We start from the raw sequence: 22,902 nt of genomic DNA on the forward strand, positions 1-22,902 counted from the left end.
GATCCCGGAATGGCCACGGCGGCTGTATCTGGTGTGCACACCGACAGGCATGCCCATCATGCGGGGGCTGGCCGCCGGATGCCTGGCATGCATGCAACCGGGCCTCGCAGCCCTGCCAAGCGCGGCGTGCAGCCCCTTGCGAGTACACCGAGCACGAGCGGGGCATTGCCTCGCGATGACACGCGCGAAGGAGGCCGTCAGGGTCCGGTGCGACGTGACCTGATCCGAAAAGACCCACAAGGCAGGCCCGGTCACGGCGCGTTCGGTGTGGCACCCACGGCGTCACTCCGCCGCGTCCTTGCTGTCGTCGCGCGTCGTCGCCCGTGCCCACTGTGTGCTCCTGGCGTTCAACTTCCTGTTGGGTGAAGCACTGGCTCCGGTGTCCGTGATCGGCAATGCCGTGGACGCGCGGGCCGGGACGATCTAGCGTCGGGGCAGCGACGGCGCCGCACTTCCGCGCGCACCGCACCAGCACACGGGGAGACCATGACCAACGGGAACGTGTCCATCGAGAGCACCGAAACGCCCGTCGCCTTCATCACCGGCGGGTCGAGCGGGATCGGGGCGGAGACCGTGCGCCGCCTGCTGGGCCTCGGCCACCGGGTCGCGGCGACCGGGCGCAGCACGAAGAAGCTGGCCGTGCTGGCCGAGGCCGCGGCGGAGGCGGGCGCGGGCGACCGGCTGCTGACGTTCGAGGGGGATGCGGCGGACTGGGAGCAGGTGTCGTCGGCGGTCGAGGAGACCGTGCGCGTGTTCGGGCGGCTGGACTACGCGATCGCCAACGCCGGGTACTCGACCAACGGCAACCTCGAGACCGGCGACCCCGAGCAGTGGCGGGGCATGGTCCTCACCAACGTCCTGGGTCCCGCACTGCTGGTGCGAGCGGCGCTCCCGGCGCTGAAGGCATCGCAGGGCCGGATCGTGCTGATCGGGAGTGTCGCGGGGTTCAAGAACACGCCCGGCAACCTGTACTCGATGACGAAGTTCGCGGTGACCGGACTGGCGGAGAACGTCCGCATGCTGACGACCGGGTACGGGGTCGGCACGACGCTGATCGCGCCGGGCCGGGTGCGGACGCCGTTCTGGGACGACCGCCCCGGCGGCGCCGACGCGGCCGGTGCGATGATCTCCGCCGAGCACTTGGTGGACACCGTCGTGTGGGCGATCTCCCAGCCGCGCGGCGTGGACGTGAACACGCTGGTGGTCCGGCCGATCGGCCAGCCGAACTAGGTGTGCGGTTGACGGATCACGGCTTGAGTCAGAGGACGGCGGTTTTCCACGACGTCGGCGCGGGTTTGGGCCATGGCCGTCAGCCAGTGCTCGAGCGTCCGCTCGGGTTTCCGCTGTTTGCATCCAAGACGCCCCGATCGCAGCCGCCCGAACCGTCCGCTCGGGATCCCATCGTCCGCCGCCGGCAACATGGTCGTCCTCGGCCGCACTCGTGCGCAGGTCCACTCGGTGCCCCGTAGGGGAACGCACCCCGCAGCTCACGCTCCGATGGAGTCAACGTGTCATGTGAGAGCACTCGGGCAGAGTAGTGATCCCCACCTTCTCGCGTCCGGCTGATCACGTGCCGAGCCGGCTCATTCGGTGACGGCCTATGAGAGCTCAGGAAGGGGTTGCTTAGCTGGGCCCAGCCGTACCGGCGGCCGTATCCGGTGTGGTTGCCGAGTAGAAGACGGACTTCTGCTGCTTGGTGCGGTGTGCTTGGCCCTTGGCGACGAGTGACTCGAGGGTGCTGCGTACGACAGTGGCCTTGATCTCGCGTTCCGGAAGAGCCTGGGTGATGGTGGCGGTGATCTCGGCTGCGGAGCGCGGTTCACCGTGCTGGATGAGGTCTTCACGGATGCGCTCTTGGAGAGTGGGACCCGCTTCTCGCACCCGCTTGGGGCGGCTCCTGCCTGACTCCGCCGCCTTCCGCTTGCCGCTGGTCGCGTCGGTCTTCTTCTTTGGCGTGCGTGCGGTCGGCAGCGCTGCGGACTTCCGCGCGGCGGATGAACCACCTTCAGGGCTGCTGACGCCGGCGTTCCCCGGCATGGCATCAATGGCTTCGTCGCCAAGGCTCTGCCGCATGCCGAGCAGGAGCGCCCGGTTGTCTTCCAGTACCGACAGCTGTTGTTGCAGCGCCGTGATCTCGGAGGTGAGGCGTTCGTGCTCGGCGGAGTTGCGTTCGAGATCGGCGGTGATCTGTGCCGCGTACTGGGACTTCAGGCTGGTGTTGTTGGCAGCGGTGTCCACCACAAGCTCCCTCGTCTGGGCGCCATTTCATGTTGGTGGTGGATGGTACCTCCGCACGATCGATATGTGGCTACTGGCTGCAGGCGGGTGTGTAGATGATCCGGGTGTCGCGGACGCCGTCCGTAAGAGTGGTGAGCGAGGCCGTTTCCGCCGGGGACCGCCGACAGTCCCCAGCGGGGGTTCACCACGCTCCACTCCTCGATGTGCCGACGGCGGGCTCCCGCATCGGAGGGGGAGCCACTTGGGTGGGGGTCCTGATCGGCTTCGGAACTGTCCCGAGCACTCACCGTGGCAAGGACCTTTCGGCGGCGGGTGGCGGCGCGGCAGACGGACGACGGCAGGAAGGGTCCGGCTGCGTCCGGCGGCGCGCTGCATGCATGTGGGTGAGATGTCGGCGCCGACGCCGACGCTCGACCGAGGGCCTTGGCCGCCGCCGGAGGGGTCCAGGTCGATCCAGGTGGCGGCGCGTAGTCGAGCGCGAGGCGACGGCACAAGGGCTCCGGCATGGCGGCGCATGCCGGGCGTCCTCCAGCTCGGATCTCTTCAGACCGGAATTGCAGCCCGGCCATCCCTCAACCCGAGAGGTCCGGTGGCGAACCGGGCCCGGGCGGTTGATGCGGACAAGTAAGTCAAGCCTTACCTTCATGGAGATTTATCTGCATAGTGGAGGGCCGAGTCGAGAGGAGTACGGCTTTGCCGCAGTTCAACCAGGGTGCCGCAGGGCAGGTCGAGGTGGAGCAGGCCCACGTGTCCGCGATGTACAGGCTGCTCGACGAGCGAGTGGCGGAGGTACGGGCCCAGCTGGAAGACGTACTGAAGTCGTCGGCCGACAGCGCGGAAGAGGTGTACGCGCGTGATGTCGCCGCAGAGCACCTGGCACGGCAGGTCCACCGGCTCGTGGGGGCCGAGGAGGGGCTGGCGTTCGGCCGGATCGACGGCGTGGACGGCACTGTCCTGCACATCGGACGGCTCGGCCTGCACCTGGGCGACCGGGACCTGCCGCTGCTCGTCGACTGGCGGGCGAAAGCGGCGCGGCCCTTCTACGCGGCGACGGCCGTCCACCCGCTGGGGCTGCGGCGGCGCCGTCACCTGCGGGTGGAGGAACGCGCTGTGCGCGCGGTGAGCGACGAGCTGCTGGACGGATCCGAACCCACGGCCGGCGACGTCGTCGGCGACGGTCCATTGACGGAGGCGCTGGAGGCGCGGCGCACGGGGCGGATGAGCGCGGCGGTGGCGACGCTGCAGGCGGAGCAGGACGCGATCGTCCGGTCCCCGCATCGGGGCGTGACGGTGGTGCAGGGCGGCCCGGGCACGGGCAAGACCGTCGTCGCGCTGCACCGGGCGGCGTACGTGCTGTATGCGTTCCCGCGCGCCGCCGAGCGCGGTGTCCTGGTGCTCGGGCCGAACGCGCGGTTCCTCGACTACGTCTCGCGCGTGCTCCCCTCGCTCGGGGAGAACGACGTGGCCCTGGCGACGTGCGGGGAGCTGGCCGGAGTGGTGCCCGCCACTGTTGAGCCGTCCGATGCCGCACGGCTCAAGGGCAGCTCCGCGATGGCTGCGGCGCTGGAGGGCCTGGTGCACTCTCGGCAGGCGCCTCCGGACGCCCGGTTCGCGGTACGCGTGGGTCAGGAGTGGGTCCGGCTGGCGAGCGTGGATGTCGCGGCGGCACGAGAGGCCGCGGTGGCGAGCGGCCTGGCGCACAACCGTGCGCGGGAGGTGTTCAAAGAGCACCTGATCGGCACGGTCACGAGCACGGTGGAGCGTGGCACTGCCGAAGCCCTCGCGCACATCGACGCCGAGATCACTGAAAGCACGAGCCTTGACCTCGATGCCGCGGCCGCGGCCGACCTGCAAGCTCTCGGCTTCGATGGCGCGCCGGCCGCCGCCCACCCGGCCGAGATGTTTGATGCGGACGCGCTGCGCGCGAACCTCATGGGCGACGCCCACGCCGAGGGCGCGGTGGAATCGCTCTGGCCACGGCTGACGCCCGAAACGGTCGTACGGGCCCTGCTGACGGGCACCCGCACGCTAGCCACACATCTGCCGTCACTCACCGATGACGAACGCTCACGGCTGCTGCGCTCTGCTGACGACCCGTGGACCGATGCCGATGTGGCGCTGTTGGACGAGGCGGCGAACCTGGTGGACGGGCCGCCGGGGCGGACGTTCGGGCACGTCGTCGTCGACGAGGCCCAGGAGCTGACCGCCATGCAGTGGCGGATGGTGCTGCGCCGGTGCCCGGCCAGGTCGATGACGCTGGTGGGCGACTTCGCCCAGGCGGGCCCCGCGACGGCAGCGAGCGACTGGTCCCAGGCGCTGGGCCCGCATCTCGGCACCCGGTTCAGCCTGCACACCCTGACCGTCAGCTACCGCACGACCCAGGAGATCCTGGCCGCCACCCGCGACCTACTCGTGCGGATCGCCCCCGGTCAGACGCCGATCCGGTCCATCCGCCACGGCGAGCCTCCCCGCAGCCTCACCGCACATCCGCACACACTCGCCGCCACCGTGGCCGGGGAGCTCCAGGCCCAGGCCGCAGCACATCCGGGCGACCTGCTCGCCGTGATCTGCGCGGATGCCCGGCTCGACGACGTGGCGTCGGCCGACGTCACACGGTGGGCACGGCTCGTGCCGGCCTCCGAGGCCCGCGGCCTGGAGTTCGACGCGAGCATTGTCGTCGGCCCGCAGGAGATCATCGAGGCTCGCCCCAGCGGCGAACGTGACCTGTATGTCGCTCTCACTCGTGCCACCAAGAGGCTCTGCTCGATCGCCGTCCACTCCACGTGAACCTCACGCCTCATGACGCCCCTTGATGGGCGCTCACAGCTGGTACCTCGATGGGCTGATAGGACGGGACATCCTAACGCCCGCTGACGCCGCGATCTCCCGCCGTTGCCTGGCCAAGTGGTACGCGCGCCGGCGCGCGTACGGCGAGAGCGGCCTGCTCGACCGCTCTTCCCGACCCGCCACTGGCCCAGCCCGCACCGCCGAGGACATCTCGCGGACTTGGCGGAGGCGCTGCGGCGGCAGGCGAAGCACGGGCCCACCCGCCTCGCCGCCGGTCCTCAGCGGCTGCACGGCGTCACGCTCGCGCCGGCAACGGTCCATCGCATCCTGGTTCGGCGAGGACTTGACCGGCTGCGGGATCCCGGTCCGTCGACCGGAGAGCAGATGCGCGAAGTCATCCGCTACGAGTACGAGAGGGTCGGCGACCTGATCCACGTGGACATCCAGAGACTCGGACGCATCCCCCAGGGCGGCGGCTGGCGCATGCACGGCATCGGCACCGGGGCTGCCCGTGCCTCCAAACGCACCGGCCCCGACACAGGGAAGATCGGCTACACGTTCCCGCACTCCGCGCTCGACGACCACTCCCGGCTCGCCTGCACCGAGGTCCTGGAGGACACGGCATCACGCCGATTCGCCGTGTCCTGACCGACAACGGCGCCTGCTACCGGTCCCGGACCTGGGCCGCCGCGTTCGCCGCGGAGGGGACGAAGCACAAGCGCACGCGCCCCTCCACCCCACGGACGAACGGGGAGGCCGAGCGCTATGACGCCACACGCGCCAGGGAGTGGGCCTCCGTCCGCAACTACACCTCCGAGCATGAACGCCGCACGGCACTCGCGGACGTCCCTGAACTACTACAGCCACGAGCGGCCGCACGCCGCGCTCGGAGGCCGACCGCCCATCAGCCGGATCTCCGGCGGTGACAACCGCGTTACCTTCGACCAGCCGCCGGAACCACTCGACACGCTCCCGCAGCAGCTCACGTTCGAGGAGTTCGTGGAACCAATGCCATGAGACTCACAGCTAGTTTTTCTGCAGGGTGCGCGTGACACCCGCGATGACGGCGGTCGTCAGCACCCAGCCGAAGGCGATCAGTAGGTAGGCCAGCCACTGGAGGCTGTCGTTCGACCAGTACCAGGTCGTGCGCTGGCCCAGACCACCGATGGGGATCAAGAGGTCGAGTGTGTAGACGAGGGGCTGGAACGGGGCGCCTTCGCCTGGTTTGACCGGGTTGGGGGAGTCAGTGCCGAAGGACAGCGTGCCCAGCAGGATCAGTGCGAGGAGCCAGATGCCGGCCAGCCAGGGGCGGTAGCCGTAGCCGACGGTCACGTCGAGGAGATGGCCCCATGCGCGGGCTGCCGGGGACAGGGAGCGGCGCCGGTGGCGTTGCTTGGCGAGGAGGACGCGGCGGGCGTCGTCGTCGTGCCCGGCCTTGCGGTACCAGGCTGCCAACTGCTCGTACGGTTGTGGGTTGTAGCCCGGGCTGCTGCGGATCCATGCCACGCGTCGGGCCACGGACTCCCGGTCGCCCACGGCCTCGTGGCGCTCGTCGTTGGCGTCCGCCGTCTTGATGGAGCCGTAGACGAAGCCGTCCAGCTCCACCCTCTCCGGCCAGCTGTGCTCGTTCTCGTGGAGGTACGACACCCGGGCGCCCCGCAGATCGAGGGCGCCGGACGGGGGGCGGGCGAGGGTGAGATCGAAGTCGACGGCTTGCAGGTGCATGGCGATCAGGGCCGGGGTGTCTCCGTCGTCGGTGGGCGGGCCGTTCAGGACGGCTCCATCGAAGGTCACGTTGTCCGTGACCTGGGTGCCGCGCAGCCGTACCGTGCCGTTCGCGGTGAATCCCTCGGAGAACTTGAGCGACGCGGCCATGGCGTTGTCGAGGGTGAGGGCCACGCCGCGTGGGCCGGGTCCTTCCAGCCGGGCGCCCTGCATGGCCAAAGTGCCCGGCAATTGCGCCCCCATCAGCCGGACTTCCCCGTAGGCGACGAACCCGTTTCGGCAGAAGACTCCCCCTTCCATGGCTAGGCCACCGGCCGACAGGGCCCACCCGTCGGGTGCGATCAACTCGGCCCCGTTGAGGAGTAGTCCGCCGTTCACCCGGGCGTCGGTGAGCGACAGGGCGGTGCTCAGGCGGTTGAAGGGTGTGGGGGCGCCGCCCTCCACCACGGAGTGCCGAAGGGAGAAGTTGCCCTCGATGCGGGCCGAATCGGCCTCGATGCCGGGTATCCGGCTGCCTGTCAACACGAGGGTCTGCGTCGACGCGCCGAGGAGATTCACCGCCTCCTCGAACCAGCATTCCTCCAGCCAGAGGGCATGGGCGATCTGCGCGCCGGCCAGGTCCAGGCGTCCGGAGATCCGTGCCCCGGTGAGCCTCAGACGCGCCACCGCACCTGGTTGCCCGGTGTTCGCGCCCAGCAACAACGCGGCGACCACCGCCGCCCGCACCGTCCGCTCAGGTCCCCACCGTCCGCCGTCGGCGACCCGGTCCTCCTCCGGCGTACCCGTACGCAGGTCCACCCGCCGCCCGTCGGGGAACGCATCCCACAGCTCACGCTCAGGTGGAGTCAACTCGTCGTAGGAAAGCACTCATGCAGAGTAGTGATCTTCCTTCGTGCTCGCCTGGCCCCACCGCGCACCGATTGAAGGGAGGCCCAGTTCCGTCAGGAGTTCTTGGCGCCCGATCTGACGCGGGTGTTCCGCAACCCCCGACTACGTGGGCACGCTTGCCCTGGCGGCTGGTCGTCTGCCCGGCCCCGTGCGCCCAAACCGTTACAACCGGGGCCACGACGGTCACTCGGCTCGAAGAACCGGCAGCCTGCCACCCGCTACGGGACGTGGGCAAATCATCGGACGCCCCGAGACCATCGTCGAACGCGACCGTCTCAGGACGTGAAGGTCAAGCTCAGAGCACGGCTTGGATCCGCAAGGATCGGAGGTTTCGTGGAGCAGATGGCATTGATGAGGGGGTCAGGTGGTGGCCGGCAGCAGGTCCTCTCCGCTTGATGGGTGGAGGCCGTCGGCGCGGTTGGCGCAGTAGCGGTCGCGCCGTGCGCCGCCGGTGGCGAACCACGGGCCGATGATCGCCTCGGTGATGCCCTCGTCCTGTTGCGCACCGTATGCGTTGGTCTACCAGACGACCGAGAACGTCCTCGGCGTCGAAGCCGATCGGGGGTTCGCGATGAGCCAGGCATCCTCGGCCAACCCGGAGGTCCCCTGTCGTGACGTCGATGGTCGTCCGTGGATCCGCGGTGGCTCGGGCCGCGGTGAAGTGGTGGCGAGCGCTCTTCGGCCCGGCTGCGGTGGCCAGGCCCATGTAGGCGTGGGCGCACGCCATGAGAGGAGCGTCGTTCAGCTGCTCGGCGATCTCAAGCGCGGCCCGCGCGTGGCGTTCACCCTGGACGGCATCGCCGGCGGACACGCTGGTGACGGCCAGATCGGACAGTATCTGGCCGCGTAGGAGCGACGGCTCGGGCAACAGCTCCAGCGCTGTGAGCGGGTCTTCGAGGCCACCGCTGCGGCCCAGGTTCTTCAGTCGGGCCCGCTGATGGAACCGGTGCGGGTGCGGGGCGATGGCCAACGCCTCGGCCGGTCAACGCAGACCCGAATCGACCGCGCTGGTGGCCAAGCCGGCCTCCACCGCGTGGTCGAGCACAGTGAGCCGGTGGAGCCTTGGCGAGCTGTCCACGGTGTCCCACAGCTCCAGGACCCGTTTCAGCAGGTGCAGCCGCTCCGGTTCGGCACCGGAGAGCTTGTCCCGCCCGGCGGCCTCCCACGCCGCGGTGAGTGCGAGAGCGTGGTCACCGGCGGCATACGCATGGGCCGCCAGCTGGGCGATCTGCTGCGGCATCCCGGACAGTGCGGCCGCGAAGCGGGCGTGCAGGCAGGTCCGCTCCACCGGCAGCAGCCGATCGCAGACGGCGTCGTGGTCGCCGAGTCCAGTTCGTCCACTGGTGGGTGGCGCCACCCTCCACCACCGGGCGGCGCGGCGCCGCTATGAGCCGGGCCGCGGGGTGCGCCGGTGCCGGGCTCAGTCCCGCGGCATGCGCAGTGCGTTCGTCCAGAGCCGGGTGACGGTCTCGACCAGCGTGTCGAAGGGCACGGATTCGCCCAGGGCGAAGGTCGCGTACGCCAGGCGGCTGACCATCGCGCTCAGGGCCCGCGCGGTGATGTCCGGGTCGAGCTCCGGGTCGGCGAGGTCCGACTGCTGGAGGCGGGCTATGGCGGCGGCACTGCGGTCGATGAACACGCGCGACCGTTCCAGCCGCAGCCGCATGAACTGCGGGTCGATGGCCGCGGCCTGTTCCATGGCAGCCATCAGGGCGGCGTTGCGGCGATAGGAGTCCAGATAGGCGCGGTTGGCGTCTTCGACTCCTTGCCACAGGTCCTTGGGCCCACCGTCACCGCGGTCGTCGCTATCGCCGACTCCCGCGTGCAGCATCTCGTCCTGCAGTCGCGCGAGGACGGCGGCGAACACGTCGTCCTTGGATGTGAAGTACGTGTAGAAGCTGCCGGTGGCCACTCCGGCCTCGTCCGCGATGTCGACGATGCGGGCGTCCAGGTAGCCGTCCCGCTCGATGACCCGCCGTGCCGCTGCCACCAGGGCGTCACGGGTGCGCATGCCGCGTCGAGTGCGAGTCCCGGGTGGCTGGGGCCGCGCGGGCTGTTCGGTTTCAGGGTCAGGGGAGAGCATGTGCGTATCCTAGCCCAGTATTGAATCCGAATTCGGATTCAAGTATGTTCCGGTCATGGACAACTCCACTGCTGCCGACGCCTGGAACCTGCTCGTCCGTCGCGACGACCTTTCCGCCGCGGAACTGGCCGACACCCCCGTCCCGCAGGTGGGGGACGGCGAGGCGCTGCTGCGCGTCGACCGGGTAGGTCTGACCGCCAACAACGTCACCTACGCCGCGCTCGGCGACTCGTTCCGCTATTGGGAGTTCTTCCCCGCGCCCCGCGCCGACTGGGGCATCGTCCCCCTCTGGGGCTTCGCCGACGTCGTCGCGTCCCGGGTGGACGGCATCGAGACCGGCGACCGCTACTACGGCTACTTCCCGTCCGCGAGTCATCTGCTGGTCCGCCCCGACCGAGTTGACGGGCGCGGCTTCCGCGAGGCCAGCCCCCATCGCCGGACACTGCCCCGGCCTTACAACGCCTACGCTCTCACCACCGGCGACCTCGCCTACGAGGCCGGCCGGGAGGACCTTCACGTTCTGTACCGCCCGCTGTTCTGGACCTCGTTCATGCTGGCCGACTGGCTCGTCGACAACGTCTGGATGGGCGCGAAGACCGTCGTCCTGTCCTCCGCCTCGAGCAAGACCGCCTACGGCGCCGCCCACCTGCTCCAGGGGCAGGGATGCGAGGTGGTCGGCCTGACCTCCCCGCGGAACCTCGCCTTCACCGAGGGCCTCGGCTGCTACGACCGGGTGCTGACCTACGAAGACGTCTCCCGGCTCCCGCGCACGGAGACGCTGTACGCCGACTTCGCGGGCGACGAGCAACTGTCCGGCCGGCTGGGCGCGCACCTCGGCGACGCCCTGGTGCACCAGGTGGTTGTCGGTATCACCAACCAGGAACCCGCGCCCGCCGGCACCCTCGCGGAGACGGGACCGGGCATGTTCTTCGCTCCCGACCAGATGCGCAAGCGCATCGGCGACTGGGGGCGGGAAGGACTGGACCGCCGTTTCGCCGGGGCGTGGAAGGAATTCCTGCCCGTGGCCGAGGGGTGGGTCGACATCGTGCACAGCCATGGCCCCCAGAGCCTCGAGCGGGTCTGGCACGAGGTCCAGTCGGGGCGGGTCTCGCCGCGTGTCGGCCACATCATCACCCCATAGCGATGGCCGTTCCGCTCGATGTGCGGGCCGATGCGCGCGCGTTCCCCCGCCCACGCCTCGGTCCGCGGTACGGCGCCAACGCATGCTTCGCTGCGATCAGGCCATGTCGCCAACTCGGCGGGGCGAAGGTACGCCCGGTTCTTCCAGCGGAAGGTGAGGGACACCGACGGCATCGAGAGGCCGGTGTGGCGAACCCGCTGGAGCGCGCCCGAGCCCCCGTATGGTCCGGTGCCACCACACCCGTCGGTTCTGCTCGTCTTCCACCAGGCCAGTCGCAGATCGCTATTCCTGCTGGCCAGGGGCGTGTCTATGAGCGGATGCCTGACATGTTGTCAGGATCTGTGAGTTCGTGACGTCGGGTGCGGCGAGCAGTGTGCTTGTTGTGCAAGACGATGTGCAGCTCGATGCCTGGCGGCTGTGAGGTTGTCCCTTGAGCGTGGACACCCCTGACCATCGGATCGGAGGATCCGGGAGGAGAAGTCCAGGTGGGACGTCCGTCGAAGTGCAGCGATGAGTTCAGGAAGGACGCGGTGACGTTGGTCCGCTCGACGGGGCGGACGATCGGCCTGGTCGGGCCGGCGTATGACGAGGCCGAGGATCGGGTCGATGTGCTCGGCAGAGAGGCAGTGGAGGCGCTCCTCGGCGCCGGCGTGGTCGCGGCTTATGACTCATCCATGTCCGGCACCGGTGAGATCGTTGCACCGGCCGACAGCAGTCTCTCCGCCAGCGCGCGACAGCGCCTTCCGAGCTCCGGAGGGTCGAGTACCTCGAAGTCGTGCCCCAGCAGGAGTACGTGCATGAGCACGGCGTCGAGGCTGGCGGCGCCACTGAGCACCTCGCAGAGCTCGCTCCCTCGCCGTCGTACGACGGCCGCCGACGCCGGAAGCTGCGCCCGCACCGTGTCGGCCGACGCGTGCACGAGGAAGCGCGCCTGGTGCGGGTAGACCCGGCTCGCCACGCCCTCCTGCACGTACGTCGCCGCGTCGGGCGCCGCGCGCGGGCAAAAGCGCCAGGTCCGTGCGGACACATCGATCATCCGGTCGACGCGGAAGCTGCGCCAGTCTTCGCGGTCGAGGTCGTAGGCGAGGAGGTACCAGCGCCGGTCGGAGGCGACCAGGCGGTAGGGCTCGACCCGCCGCCGTCGTACCTCGCTCCCGGACGGGTAGTCGAAGCCGGCCTCGACCTCGTCGCGGCAGGCTCTGGCCAGCGTCATGAGCACCTTGGAGTCGACCGGCGGGCGGCCTCCGCCAAAGGACTCCACCGAGCCGGAGAGCGCGCGCACCTCGTGCCGAAGCCGGGCGGGCAGCACCTGGTCGAGCTTGGTCAGCGCCCGGAGTGCGGCGTCGCCGGCGCCGGCTACCGCGCCACCCGCGCCGGCGAGCAGCGAGACCGCGGTGGCGATCGCCTCCTGGTCGTCGAGAAGCAGCGGCGGCAGGTCCTGCCCCGGGCCGAGCTGGTAGCCGCCGCCGACACCCTGGCTGGCATGCACCGGATAGCCGAGGGCGCGCAGCCGCTCGACATCACGCCGTACCGTGCGCGGCGTGACCCCGAGCCGGTCGGCGAGCTCGGGGCCGGTCCAGACCTGGCGCTGCTGCAGCAGCGCCAGGAGGGTGAGCACCCGCTCCGTCGTACGCCGCTCGTCACCGCTTGCCACGTCCATGTCGCCCACCCTGCCAGAAATAGCGGACCGATCCTGTCCGCTGGAGGTGTCAGGGTGGCTCCATGGACGCGAACGAACTCGACTGGAACCGGACGCTGCGCGAGCAGTGGGAGTTCCACTGGAACCATCAGCTCCGAGCCCGGCTCGACGGCCTCACCGACGACGAGTACTTCTGGTCGCCGGTGCCGGACGCCTGGAGCGTGCGACCGCGCGGCAGCTCGACGGCGCCCGTGCAGGTCGGCGCCGGGGACTTCACGATCGACTTCGCCTTCCCGCAGCCGGTCCCTGCGGCCTTCACCACGATCGCCTGGCGACTCGGTCACGTCATCGTCGGCGTGCTCGCCGCGCGTAACGCGGCGCACTTCGGCGCGTCGGCGGCGTCATACGAGAGCTGGGAGTACGCCAGCAACGCGGCCACCGCGCTCGACCAGCTCGAGACCCAGCTCGATGTCTGGCTGGCCGGGGTGCGCAGCCTCGGCGACGCCGGGCTCCGGGGCCCGATCGGTGAGAAAGAGCCCTTCCCCGAGGCGCCCATGGTTGATCTGGTGCTGCACATCCACCGCGAGCTGATCCACCACCTGTCCGAGGTCTGTCTGCTGCGCGACCTCTACCTGCACACGAATCCCGCTAGGAACGGAGCAACCCGATGAGCCGTCACATCCAGGTCACCTTCGACGCCCATGATCCGCGGGCGCTGTCGTCCTTCTGGCGCGATGTACTGGGCTACGTCCACCCCGGCCCGCCCGGGGTCGACTTGCCCGAGGGCGCCGACCCGCTGGCAGCGTGGGACGACTTCCTCGTTCGGATCGGCGTACCGGAGGAACAGCACAACTCGAAATCGGCGATCGAGGACCCGGACGGGCACGGCCCACGAGTGTTCTTCCAGCGGGTTCCGGAGGACAAGGTCGCCAAGAATCGCGTCCACCTCGACGTCCGTGCGGCTCCCGGACTGCAGGGAGAGGAGCGGATGGCGGCACTGGAGGCAGAGTGCGACCGGCTCGTCGCGCTGGGAGCGAAGCGGGTACGTCGCGACGAGCCCGCTCCTCCGATGAGCGCCGGCTTCATCGTGATGACCGACCCCGAGGGCAACGAGTTCTGCCTGGACTGACGCAGCGCAGCCGTAGTCGCGGAAGCTGCGGCCGGTCTCGCGGCCGGGGTAGCCGGCGGTGACGAGGTGGCCGGGCTGACGGCCCGGCTCTTCGGGCCTTGACCACGTCCTGGTGGACAGGAGCCTGACGTGGCGCAACTCCGCGCGCGTAGCGGCAGGCCGGGCAGACCCGCCGGTTCGTCGCCGTGCTGTGGTGGTCTGGGGTGGTGAGGGTGTCCTGTGGTGTGGCCGGGCTGCGCTGGGTCGGGCGAGACCCGACGAAGAGACGCCTGTCGGCTGTGGCCGTCATGGCCCGCCACAGGTCACCGTGGTGTGCACGCGCCGCCGGTGCGCGAGGGCGTGGTGTACCGGTCTTGTGCTCTGCCTCCGGCCGTATCGATACCCTTGGGAGAGTTCTGCATGGACGAGCGGGGAGTTCACTGACCAGCGACATGGCGGCTGCCCTGCTGGGCCTTGTCCGGCGGATCATGCCTGGGACGTGATGGTCTGGCGCGCCCGTCTACGGCGTTGTCGTCTGGTGAGGGAGGAGAATCAGCGGCATGACGGTGGTGAGGGACATAGATGTCCGCGGTATGCAGCACTGCGAGACGACGGCGCTGGGCGTGCTGCTGCGCCATGAGGGACTCGACTTGTCCGAGCCCATGCTGTTCGGGCTCGGCTCCGGGCTGTCCTTCATCTACTGGGACAGCAAAGGCATGGGCTTTCCCTTCCTGGGAGGCCGGGTCAAGCCGTTCGAGCTCACCAGGAACCTGACCGCTGTACTCGGGCTTCAGCTGCTGGTCGGGGAGACCACCTCCCCGCGCAAGGCGTGGCAGAACGTGGCGGCACCCATTGACGCCGGTCGGCCGGTCGGCCTTCAGCTCGACAGCTACCACCTGGACTACTTCAGCACCAAGGTGCACTTCGGCGGGCACGTCGTGGCCATGTACGGCTACGACGAACAGGACGCCTACCTGGTGGACACCGACCCACAGGGCGGAGCCGTCTCGACCAGCCTCGCCGGCCTCGCCAGGGCCAGAGCCGAGCGCGGCCCCATGACCGCCAAGCACCGCTCCTTCACCATCACAGCGCCCAGCAACCTGACGTCATGGCAGGACCGGATCACCCCCGCGATCAAGACCTGCGCCGAAGCGTTCTTGAACCCGCCCATCGCGAACCTGGGCCACCGGGGCGTCGAGAAGACCGCCAAGCAGGTGCCGAAGTGGCTGCAGCGCAGCGACAATCCGCGGGAGGACCTGCCACGGGCCGCCGCCCTGATGGAGAGGGCCGGCACCGGCGGCGCCCTGTTCCGCAATCTCTACCGGGACTTCCTCGCCGAGTGTGCCCAGCTGATCGACAGCAGCCATCTGCGTACTGGCCACAGCCTGTATGCCGAGGCCGCCACCCTCTGGACACAGGTGGCCGCACTCGTCGCGACAGCAGGCGAATCCGGCGATGCGAAGGACCTCATGCGGGCCGGCTCCATCCTCCACGAGCTCTCGCGCATCGAACGCGATGCGATGCGGGCACTCAGCATGCTCTAGGAGGCCTGTCCGACGGGTCATGTGCGAAGCCAGGGCCGGACCGAGGCAACGGTGACGGTGTGGCCCGGATCATCCAGGTGATGAGGCGCCCGAACGGCAGGCAAGCCGGGCGGCTCACCGGACTGGCGTAGCTCCCTCCCAGGTCAGGCCGTGCCCACGTACCCGTCGCGGTCGGCGTGTTCGTCCAGCTCGGACTGCCAGCCCTCCGGCGGCTCCGCGTAGCTCGATGTTGCCCCGCACGAGGTACAGGCCCACTTCCCGCCCACCCCATCAACCTGGGCATCACACCCAGTGCATGTGTACGTCCGGTAATACAAGTCGGCTGCCGTCGGCGCCACCCCGGACGCGCCGCAGTTGTTGCACGACCAGCTACCGTCCGGCCCCTGAATGACGGAAGCCCCACAGTTCGTACAGTTCATCGTGCCGCCTCCCCTGCATGCTGCCCTCGAACCCAGATTTTACCGACGGCCCCATCAGGCGCGAACCAATCCCGGGCAGCGAGAAGGAGAGAAGCCCCCGCCCAGACGGCGGATTCCAGAGGCCTCTTCGTTCCGGCCGACCGGTACGGGCACGCCACCGCCCCCCTGATCGTCGGCATGCTCTCCGCATCCTCCTGGCAAACGCCCTGACCGCATCATGCTCGACACCGGCCTGGCCCACCTCCCCGCACGCGCAGGGGAGCGTTGACCGTCCATCCGCCGCGAACGCCGTGGTGTGGAGCCGTTGGGGCCGGGGGTGTCTTTCGTGCGGGCCCCTCCGATCCTCGAGGTTGTGCGCTGAAGACGAGCAGGCAGCCGGTCGCCGGCGCGCGAGTTGGTGGTGTGTCCGGGGTCCCTCGAGTTACTGGCGGAGGCGGTGTCCCGGCCGTGTGCCTATTCCTCGTCTTCCTGGTTCGCAGAAGCGATGTCCAGGGTGTTGCCTCACCGCTTCGCTGCGGAGTCTCCAATGGCGGCGAGGAGAGCTTGGGCTTGTTCGCGGGCGTGGCTGATGGGGTCCGCGAAGACGTTCAGGCCGTGGGCGACGAGTGCTCCTTCGTGGAGCAGCAGGAGTGTCTGGCCCAGCCGGCCGGCTCCGTCCGGGGTGATGTCCCTGGCGAGGTCGGTGAACAGGGCGAGCATCCACTGCTTTTGTCCGGTGATGATCGGGTGGGCCGGGTGGGACGGGTCGCTGATCTCGGCGTGGGCGTTGACCATGCTGCATCCCTTGGGACTGTTCTTCGCCGACCATGCGCGTGAGGCGTCGAAGACGGCCAGGACGCGGGCTGCCGGTGTCGGCTGTGCGGCGGCGAGGTGCTGGGTGAGGAAGGTCCGCCAGCGTTCGTCGCGATCCGCAAGGTACTCCACGACGATCTGCTCCTTGGAACCGAACCGGTCGTAGAGGGTCTTCTTCGTCACCCCGGCCTCGGTGGCGATCAGGTCCACCCCGACAGCATGGATGCCGCGTTCGTAGAACAGCCTCGCGGCGGCCTCCAGGACGCGCTGTGCGGCAGGCGTCATCGTGATCCGTCGCGGTCTCTCGCTGGTGCCCATACCCCAACAGTATACCGATCTGTATAGTGGGGGCCAACGAGTATACCGATCTGTTTAGTGGAGGCTGCGGCGTGAACTTCCTGCTCTCGATCGGTTTCGTGCTCTGCTGGAGTTCCGGGTTCATCGGGGCCAAGCTCGGCGCGGGCAGTGCGTCTGCGGTCACGATCCTGATGTGGCGGTTCCTGCCGCTGGCAGTCATCCTGCTCGTCGTTGCCACCGTCTCCAGAACGTCGTGGCGGGGCCTGGCGGTGCGGGATGTGGCACGGCAGGCCATGATCGGTGTGCTGTCGCAGAGCGGTTATCTGCTCACCGTCTACTACGCGATCCAGCTCGGGGTCTCCAGCGGGACCACAGCCCTGATCGACGGTGTCCAGCCTCTCGTCGCCGGAGCACTTGCCGGACCGTTGTTGCGTCAGCACATCTCGCGCAAGCAGGTGCTCGGCCTGTGCCTGGGGGTGAGCGGTGTCGCCATCGTCACCCTGGCCGACGCCGCGGTCGGCACCGGTGAGGCCTGGTGGGCCTATCTCATCCCCTTCCTCGGCATGTTCTCGCTGGTAGCGGCCACGTTCCTCGAAAGCCGGTCCTGTGCGCGGGTCGCGCCCACGGTGTCGATGACCGTCCACTGCGGCGCCAGTGCTGTCATCTTCACGGCACTTGCCGTGAGCGCCGGAGCCGCGAAGCCGCCCATGGAACTCTCGTTCTGGGTCGCGATCACCTGGCTCGTAGCCTTGTCGACCTTCGGTGGGTACGGGCTGTACTGGCTCATCCTGAGGCGCTCTGGAGTTACCAAGGTCAATACGCTCATGTTCCTCATGGCCCCGGTCACGGCAGTCTGGGGAGCCCTGGTGTTCGGTGAACCGTTCGGTCCGCAGACCGCTCTCGGCCTGGCCGTCGGCCTCGCAGCAGTCGTCATCGTCTATCGCGGTGACACCTCGTCCACCAGGGTGCGCGCGCGGGACATGGACACGAACGAGCCCGCGAGGCCGGCCAAGACGGCGCCTGATGTCTCTGCCTCGTGAGTCGGCGTTCAGCCCCGCGGACGTGCGGCGTGCGGGTGCCGTTCCCGCCAGCGCGCGTATACGGAGCCGGTCGCACAGCTGTTGAGATAGCCGTCGTGGACCCGGCGCAGGATCGCCTCGCCGTGCGGGGCGAGGGGGCTGTCCCGGCGCCAAGCCAGTACATGGCGGTACCAGAGCGGATTGCCCGCCAGGGGGCGGACGGCCACGCCGGGGATCTCGATGAAGGTGGCCTGGCAGAGGCTGACGGCCAGCCCCGCCCGGATGATCTCGATCAGTTGCCGCCCCTCGGCCTCGTAGGGGGCGCGCGGACGGTGGTCGGTGAGGGCGAAGACGGACGTCCAGTACTCGTGGGTGCGGTCGCTGTCGGGGCGGGGGACGGCCCACTCCTCCTCGGCGAGCCGGGTCAGGCTCACCTCTTCCCGCTCGGCCAGGGGGTGGTCCGCGGGAAGCAGTGCGAAGACGGGCTCCGTGACGAGCGGGTGCAGGATCACCTCATCGCGCGGTGCGAGCTTCTGGCCCGGGTGGTCGCCGAGGACCGCGGCCTCCAGGCGCCCGGCGGCGAGGTCGTCGAGGAGCGGCGCGGGCGCGTACTGACAGCGGGCGGTCACCTCGGCCCGCGGCGCCACATCGCGTACGGCCAGCAGGAGATGGCCCAGGAGCGGGGCGCCCACCGAGCCGATGCGGACGCGGGCCGGGGAGGCGGCGCGGAGGGCGGCACGCTCGGTGTCCGCGAGCAGCCGGTCGATGCCCGGGAGGATGGCGTGCGCCCGGGTGAGCACGAGGACGCCCAGCGAGGTGGGCGCGGCTCCGGCGCGGCCACGCTCGAAGAGTGTGCCTCCCAGGAGCCTTTCGATACGCCGCACCTGGGCGCTCAGACCCGGTTGCGTCATCCCCAGCGAGGCCGCGGCGCGGGTGAGGCTGCCGGTCTCCGCGACCGCGCAGACCACTCGCAGATGCCGTATCTCCAGGTCCATCACACGTTCTCACATGTCATATTCAGGCAATGAGTCCCTGAGACGCCCCTCCCTGCGCCAAGGAGGCGAGGGGCGCTGCTGCCGACGGCGCTCGTCGGCCTCCAGAGCGCGGCCGGCGACGACACCGCCCGGATCACCAAGTGGTAGGTGTCTGACCCCTCCCGGCGTCACGAGCATCCGGTGTGCTGTGTCCTGACCCCACCGGTCCAGGACACAGCCGTGTCCCCTCAGGCGGCTTCGGGGAAGTGGCACGCCACCTGACGCGCCTCACCGGGGGTCGTGACGCCCAACACCGGCGCCTCGGCCCGACAGATCTCCTGGGCCTTGGCGCAGCGGGGGTGGAAGGTGCAGCCGGGCGGGGGAGCCGCAGGGCTCGGCGGGTCGCCGAGCAGGGTGATCCGCTCGCGACCCCGCTCGGCGACCGGATCGGGCAGGGGTACGGCGGACAGCAGGGCACGGGTGTAGGGGTGGGCGGGGGCGGTGTACAGCCGCTCCCTGGGGCCGATTTCGACGATGCGGCCCAGGTACATCACGGCGACTCGGTCGCAGACCCGCTTGACCACCGAGAGGTCGTGCGCGATGAAGAGGTAGGCGAGATCGAGTTCGCTCTGGAGACGCTCCATCAGGTTGACGATCTGCGCCTGCACGGAGACGTCGAGCGCCGAGACCGGTTCGTCGGCGACGAGCAGACGGGGGCTCGTGGCCAGAGAGCGGGCGATGCCGATGCGCTGGGTCTGCCCGCCGGAGAACTCGTGCGGATAGCGGTCGATGTGCTCGGGGATGAGCCCGACGAGTTCCATCAGCTCGGCGGCCCTGTGGCGCGCGTCGACGGCCGAACTCCCCTGCACCAGCAGGGGATCGGAGATGATCCGGGCCACGGTCTGGCGCGGGTTGAGGGAGGAGTGCGGATCCTGGAAGACCATCTGTATCTCCCGCCGCAGCGGCCTGAGCTCGCGCTGCGCGAGGTGGCTGATGTCGCGGCCGTCGTAGGAGACCGAGCCTCCGCTCGGTTCCAGGAGCCGCACGATCATCCGGCCGGTGGTGGACTTCCCGCAGCCGGACTCCCCGACCAGGCCGAGGGTTTCGCCCGCCGCCACATCGAAGCTGACGCTGTCGACGGCCCGTACCGGGGCCGAACGGCCTCGTCTGCCGGGGAAGGTCTTGGTCAGGTTGCGCACGGAGAGCAGCGGACCGGCGGGGGGACGCAGGGGTGTGGTGGGTGGAGCGTGCGGAGTGTCGGCGGGCGTCATGGGGTGACCTTCCGGATGTGGTGCATGGGGGCGGTGGCCGGATGCAGGGGCAGATGGCAGGCCACCGCGTGCGCGTCGGAGGCGATCAGGCGGGGCCTGACCCGCTCGCAGCGCTTCCTCGCGTCGGTGTCGGCCGAGGCGGCCCGCGGGCAGCGCGGCGCGAACGCGCACCCCGGTGCGGGGGCGAGCAGCGACGGCGGGCTGCCGGGGATCGCCCGCAGCGGGGCGTCGTCGGTGTCGTCGAGGCGGGGCAGGGAGTCGAGGAGGCCCCGTGTGTAAGGGTGGGCCGGGGCGGCGAACACGGTCTCCACCGGGGCCCGTTCGGCCGCGCGGCCGCCGTACATCACCAGGACCTCGTGCGCGACGCGGGCGACCACTCCGAGGTCATGGGTGATCATGATGACGGCGAGGGAGCGCTCCTCCTGGATCCGGGCGATGAGCTCCAGTATCTGGGCCTGCACGGTGACGTCGAGAGCGGTGGTCGGCTCATCCGCGATCAGCAGTTCCGGCTCGCAGGCCAGCGCCATGGCGATCATCACCCGCTGGCGCATACCTCCGGAGAACTGGTGCGGGTACTCGCCCGCCCGGCGTTTCGGTTCCGGAATGCCGACCTCGGCGAGCATCTCCACGGCGCGCTGCCGGGCGGCGGCGCGGCGGGAGCCGAAGTGGACCCGGTGGTGCTCCGCTATCTGCTCGCCGACCGTGTAGTAGGGGTGCAGGCTGGAGAGCGGGTCCTGGAAGATCATTGCCATCTTCCTGCCGCGCAGCCGGTTCAGGTCGCGCTCCGCGAGTCCGACCAGCTCGCGGCCGTCCAGCGTGACGGAGCCGGTGACCTCGGCGCCGGTGTGCAGGCCCATCACCGCCATCGAGGTGACGGACTTGCCGGAGCCGGACTCACCCACGATGCCGAGGGTCTGTCCGCGGTGGACTTCGAAGCCGAGGGAGTCGACGGCACGTACGGGTCCGTCCTTGGTCGCGAAGGTGACCGTCAAGTCCCTTACGGCCAGCAGGGACGTGGCATCGGCGGCCATCACAACCTCACTCGCGGATCGACGACGGCGTACAGCAGGTCGACGCCCAGATTGGCGACGACGATGAAGGCGGCGGCGAGCAGGGTCACACCGAGGATCACCGGCTGGTCGCCGGTGGACAGGGCCCCGTAGAAGAGCCGCCCGACGCCCGGCAGGCCGAAGATGGATTCGGTGATCACCGCACCGGCGAGCAGACCGCCCAGGTCCATCCCGAAGAGGGTGAGGATCGGCGTCATACCGGAGCGCAGACCGTGCTTGACGACGACGGTGCGGCGCGGCAGGCCCTTTGCGCGGGCGGTGCGGATGTACGGCTCCGCCATCGTCTCGATCATCGAACTGCGGCTCTGACGCGCGTACATGGCCGCGTAGAGGATGGCGAGGGCCAGCCAGGGCAGCAGCAGGTTCGACGCCCAGCTCCCTGGGTCGTCGCCGAAGGAGACGTACTGAGGGTAGGGGAGTAGATCCGCCACCCGGATGAGGCCGTAGATCAGCATCATCGAGGTGAAGTAGACCGGCAGCGAGGCGGCGCCGACGGCGCCGACCATCAGGACGCGGTCGATGAGGGTGTCCTTGCGCAGGGCCGCGGCCACACCGGCGGTCAGGCCGAGAACCAGCCACAGCACGGCGGCGCCCAGGGCGAGCGAGGCGGAGACGGGGAGCCGGTCCATCAGGAGGTCCCAGACGGCCTCACTGTTCTCGTACGAGTAGCCCAGGCAGGGGAAGTCGCAGCGCAGCGCGTACTGACCGGTGCCCATGGTGCGGCCGGTGAAGATACCGCTGACGAAGTCCCAGAACTGCCGCCACAGCGGCCGGTCGAGACCCATGTGGGCGCGGATCGCCTCCAGGCGTTCGGTGCTGCACGCCTTGCCGCAGGCCGCGGCGGCGGGGTCGGAGGGAAGGACGTAGAAGATGGTGAAGGTGACGGCGGCGACGGCGATCAGCACCCCCATGACGCCGGCCAGCCGCCGCAGCGTGTAGAGGATCATATGCGGCTTCCCCTCGGGTCGAGGATGTCCCGCAGGGCGTCGCCGAGGAGTGTGAACGCGAGCACGGTCAGGAACAGGCAGGCGCTCGGGATGACGAAGTACATGGGGTCCGTGTCGTAGAAGGAGACGCTCTCGGCGATCATCTGGCCCCAGGATGGAGTGGGCGGACGGACACCGACGCCCAGATAACTGAGGGCGGCCTCGGTGGAGATCATGCCGGGGATGATCAGGGTGGTGTACGCGATGACGGGGCCCGCCACACCGGGCAGGATGTCGCGGGTGAGGATCCGCCAGGAGCTGGAGCCGCCGACGCGGGCCGCGTCGACGTACTCGCGGTGTTTGAGCGAGAGAGTCTGTCCGCGCACCACTCGGGCGACACCGGGCCAGCCGAACAGGCCGATGACCGCGATCATCAGCACGATCCGGTTGATGTCCTTGGCCACGGACATCATCGCGATCATGAAGATGAGGGACGGGAACGACATGGTGAGGTCCATCAGTCGGGAGAGCACGGCGTCGGTACGGCCACCGAAGTAGCCGGCCGCGATCCCGGCCGCCGTTCCGGCGACGACAACGATCGCGGTGGCCGTCAGGGCGATCAGGAGGGAGACCTGGGCGCCGTGCACCACACGGGCGAACAGGTCCCGCCCGGTGACCGGTTCGACGCCGAGCCAGTGGTCGGCGGAGATGCCGCCGAGCGGCCCGAGGGGCTTGCCGCCCAGGTAGGGATCGACGGCGGACTTGTCGAACTCGTCGGGCGACCAGCCGCCGAGCGCACTCAGCAGCGGTGCGCCCGCCGCCATGAGCAGAAAGGCGGCGACGATGACCAGGGAGACCTTCACGGAGGCCCGGCGGCGCAGTTCCCGGCGGGCGAGCTGCCACGGGCCGCTGCCCGTGGGCGTCCGTGGGGCGGTTGCCGTGGTGTCGGAGTCAGCTGCGGTGGTGAACATGGTGTGATCG

23 protein-coding genes are annotated in these 22,902 nt (G+C 69.7%); 12 read left to right on the top strand and 11 right to left on the bottom strand.

All coding sequences use genetic code 11. From position 1 onward, the window contains the following. The first annotated feature begins 298 nt into the window (after positions 1-298). Positions 299-427 carry a hypothetical protein gene (locus tag HUT19_RS44100; RefSeq protein WP_303332486.1) on the top strand — a complete coding sequence of 43 codons (129 nt, stop codon included), beginning with the start codon at positions 299-301 and terminating at the stop codon, positions 425-427. 59 nt (positions 428-486) lie between these two features. Then, on the top strand, positions 487-1,230 hold the full coding sequence (locus HUT19_RS38950; RefSeq protein WP_176185732.1) for an SDR family oxidoreductase: 744 nt from the start codon (positions 487-489) through the stop codon (positions 1,228-1,230). 393 nt (positions 1,231-1,623) lie between these two features. On the opposite strand, the gene HUT19_RS38955 is transcribed toward HUT19_RS38950, so the two are convergent. Continuing rightward, positions 1,624-2,238, bottom strand: coding sequence for a hypothetical protein (locus HUT19_RS38955; protein WP_254886037.1), 615 nt, complete (start codon positions 2,236-2,238; stop codon positions 1,624-1,626). A gap of 693 nt (positions 2,239-2,931) precedes the next feature. Between HUT19_RS38955 and HUT19_RS38960 the strand changes: the two genes are divergently transcribed. The 4 genes from HUT19_RS38960 to HUT19_RS43700 all read left to right on the top strand — a co-directional run bounded on the left by HUT19_RS38960 (position 2,932) and on the right by HUT19_RS43700 (position 6,042). Further along, positions 2,932-5,025: an AAA family ATPase gene (locus HUT19_RS38960; RefSeq protein WP_254886038.1), complete on the top strand. Its 2,094-nt coding sequence runs from the start codon at positions 2,932-2,934 to the stop codon at positions 5,023-5,025. Positions 5,026-5,050: 25 nt separating this feature from the next. Continuing rightward, positions 5,051-5,455: a leucine zipper domain-containing protein gene (locus tag HUT19_RS44455; protein ID WP_176185736.1), complete on the top strand. Its 405-nt coding sequence runs from the start codon at positions 5,051-5,053 to the stop codon at positions 5,453-5,455. After that, positions 5,410-5,673: a hypothetical protein gene (locus tag HUT19_RS43695; RefSeq protein ID WP_254886039.1), complete on the top strand. Its 264-nt coding sequence runs from the start codon at positions 5,410-5,412 to the stop codon at positions 5,671-5,673. Before HUT19_RS44455 ends, HUT19_RS43695 begins: the two co-directional genes overlap by 46 nt. A gap of 171 nt (positions 5,674-5,844) precedes the next feature. Further along, positions 5,845-6,042, top strand: a complete 198-nt coding sequence (locus HUT19_RS43700; RefSeq protein WP_254886040.1) for a hypothetical protein — start codon at positions 5,845-5,847, stop codon at positions 6,040-6,042. 9 nt (positions 6,043-6,051) lie between these two features. On the opposite strand, the gene HUT19_RS38975 is transcribed toward HUT19_RS43700, so the two are convergent. Further along, positions 6,052-7,617 carry an oxidoreductase gene (locus tag HUT19_RS38975; RefSeq protein ID WP_176185738.1) on the bottom strand — a complete coding sequence of 522 codons (1,566 nt, stop codon included), beginning with the start codon at positions 7,615-7,617 and terminating at the stop codon, positions 6,052-6,054. A 490-nt stretch (positions 7,618-8,107) separates the two neighbouring features. Here HUT19_RS38975 and HUT19_RS38980 point away from each other — a divergent pair, with 490 nt between their 5' ends. Continuing rightward, positions 8,108-8,488: a hypothetical protein gene (locus tag HUT19_RS38980; RefSeq protein WP_176185740.1), complete on the top strand. Its 381-nt coding sequence runs from the start codon at positions 8,108-8,110 to the stop codon at positions 8,486-8,488. 132 nt (positions 8,489-8,620) lie between these two features. On the opposite strand, the gene HUT19_RS38985 is transcribed toward HUT19_RS38980, so the two are convergent. Continuing rightward, on the bottom strand, positions 8,621-8,995 hold the full coding sequence (locus tag HUT19_RS38985) for a hypothetical protein (protein ID WP_176185742.1): 375 nt from the start codon (positions 8,993-8,995) through the stop codon (positions 8,621-8,623). Positions 8,996-9,058: 63 nt separating this feature from the next. Beyond that, the gene (locus tag HUT19_RS38990; protein WP_254886041.1) at positions 9,059-9,649 is read right to left on the bottom strand and encodes a TetR/AcrR family transcriptional regulator; all 591 of its coding nucleotides are present in this window, start codon (positions 9,647-9,649) and stop codon (positions 9,059-9,061) included. 127 nt (positions 9,650-9,776) lie between these two features. On the opposite strand from HUT19_RS38990, the gene HUT19_RS38995 reads away from it, so the two are divergent. Beyond that, on the top strand, positions 9,777-10,862 hold the full coding sequence (locus HUT19_RS38995; RefSeq protein WP_176185746.1) for a DUF2855 family protein: 1,086 nt from the start codon (positions 9,777-9,779) through the stop codon (positions 10,860-10,862). A 661-nt stretch (positions 10,863-11,523) separates the two neighbouring features. Here HUT19_RS38995 and HUT19_RS39000 read toward each other — a convergent pair. Next, positions 11,524-12,522 carry a YafY family protein gene (locus tag HUT19_RS39000; RefSeq protein WP_176185748.1) on the bottom strand — a complete coding sequence of 333 codons (999 nt, stop codon included), beginning with the start codon at positions 12,520-12,522 and terminating at the stop codon, positions 11,524-11,526. A 62-nt stretch (positions 12,523-12,584) separates the two neighbouring features. Here HUT19_RS39000 and HUT19_RS39005 point away from each other — a divergent pair, with 62 nt between their 5' ends. The 3 genes from HUT19_RS39005 (at position 12,585) to HUT19_RS39015 (ending at position 15,153) form a co-directional block, all read left to right on the top strand. Next, complete coding sequence (locus tag HUT19_RS39005; RefSeq protein ID WP_176185750.1) at positions 12,585-13,172, top strand: DinB family protein; 588 nt, start codon at positions 12,585-12,587, stop codon at positions 13,170-13,172. Then, on the top strand, positions 13,169-13,630 hold the full coding sequence (locus HUT19_RS39010; protein ID WP_176185752.1) for a VOC family protein: 462 nt from the start codon (positions 13,169-13,171) through the stop codon (positions 13,628-13,630). The genes HUT19_RS39005 and HUT19_RS39010 overlap by 4 nt, the downstream gene beginning before the upstream one ends. Before the next feature lie 539 nt (positions 13,631-14,169). Then, positions 14,170-15,153: a BtrH N-terminal domain-containing protein gene (locus HUT19_RS39015; RefSeq protein ID WP_176185754.1), complete on the top strand. Its 984-nt coding sequence runs from the start codon at positions 14,170-14,172 to the stop codon at positions 15,151-15,153. Positions 15,154-16,073: 920 nt separating this feature from the next. Here the strand turns inward: HUT19_RS39015 and HUT19_RS39020 are convergent. After that, on the bottom strand, positions 16,074-16,682 hold the full coding sequence (locus tag HUT19_RS39020; protein ID WP_176185756.1) for a TetR/AcrR family transcriptional regulator: 609 nt from the start codon (positions 16,680-16,682) through the stop codon (positions 16,074-16,076). 71 nt (positions 16,683-16,753) lie between these two features. Here HUT19_RS39020 and HUT19_RS39025 point away from each other — a divergent pair, with 71 nt between their 5' ends. Then, on the top strand, positions 16,754-17,701 hold the full coding sequence (locus tag HUT19_RS39025) for a DMT family transporter (RefSeq protein ID WP_176185758.1): 948 nt from the start codon (positions 16,754-16,756) through the stop codon (positions 17,699-17,701). An 8-nt stretch (positions 17,702-17,709) separates the two neighbouring features. Here HUT19_RS39025 and HUT19_RS39030 read toward each other — a convergent pair whose 3' ends face one another. From HUT19_RS39030 to HUT19_RS39050, 5 genes are all read right to left on the bottom strand, one after another. Continuing rightward, positions 17,710-18,675: a LysR family transcriptional regulator gene (locus tag HUT19_RS39030; RefSeq protein WP_176185760.1), complete on the bottom strand. Its 966-nt coding sequence runs from the start codon at positions 18,673-18,675 to the stop codon at positions 17,710-17,712. Positions 18,676-18,902: 227 nt separating this feature from the next. Then, positions 18,903-19,925 (bottom strand): ABC transporter ATP-binding protein, encoded by a 1,023-nt coding sequence (locus HUT19_RS39035; RefSeq protein ID WP_176185762.1) that lies wholly within the window; start codon positions 19,923-19,925, stop codon positions 18,903-18,905. Continuing rightward, positions 19,922-20,956, bottom strand: coding sequence for an ABC transporter ATP-binding protein (locus HUT19_RS39040; protein ID WP_176185765.1), 1,035 nt, complete (start codon positions 20,954-20,956; stop codon positions 19,922-19,924). Before HUT19_RS39040 ends, HUT19_RS39035 begins: the two co-directional genes overlap by 4 nt. Next, positions 20,956-21,942: an ABC transporter permease gene (locus HUT19_RS39045; RefSeq protein ID WP_176185767.1), complete on the bottom strand. Its 987-nt coding sequence runs from the start codon at positions 21,940-21,942 to the stop codon at positions 20,956-20,958. Before HUT19_RS39045 ends, HUT19_RS39040 begins: the two co-directional genes overlap by 1 nt. Then, positions 21,939-22,892: an ABC transporter permease gene (locus HUT19_RS39050; RefSeq protein ID WP_176185769.1), complete on the bottom strand. Its 954-nt coding sequence runs from the start codon at positions 22,890-22,892 to the stop codon at positions 21,939-21,941. The genes HUT19_RS39045 and HUT19_RS39050 overlap by 4 nt, the downstream gene beginning before the upstream one ends. Positions 22,893-22,902: the final 10 nt, after the last annotated feature.

The sequence above is a fragment of the Streptomyces sp. NA02950 genome (assembly GCF_013364155.1).
Classification (GTDB): Bacteria; Actinomycetota; Actinomycetes; order Streptomycetales; family Streptomycetaceae; genus Streptomyces.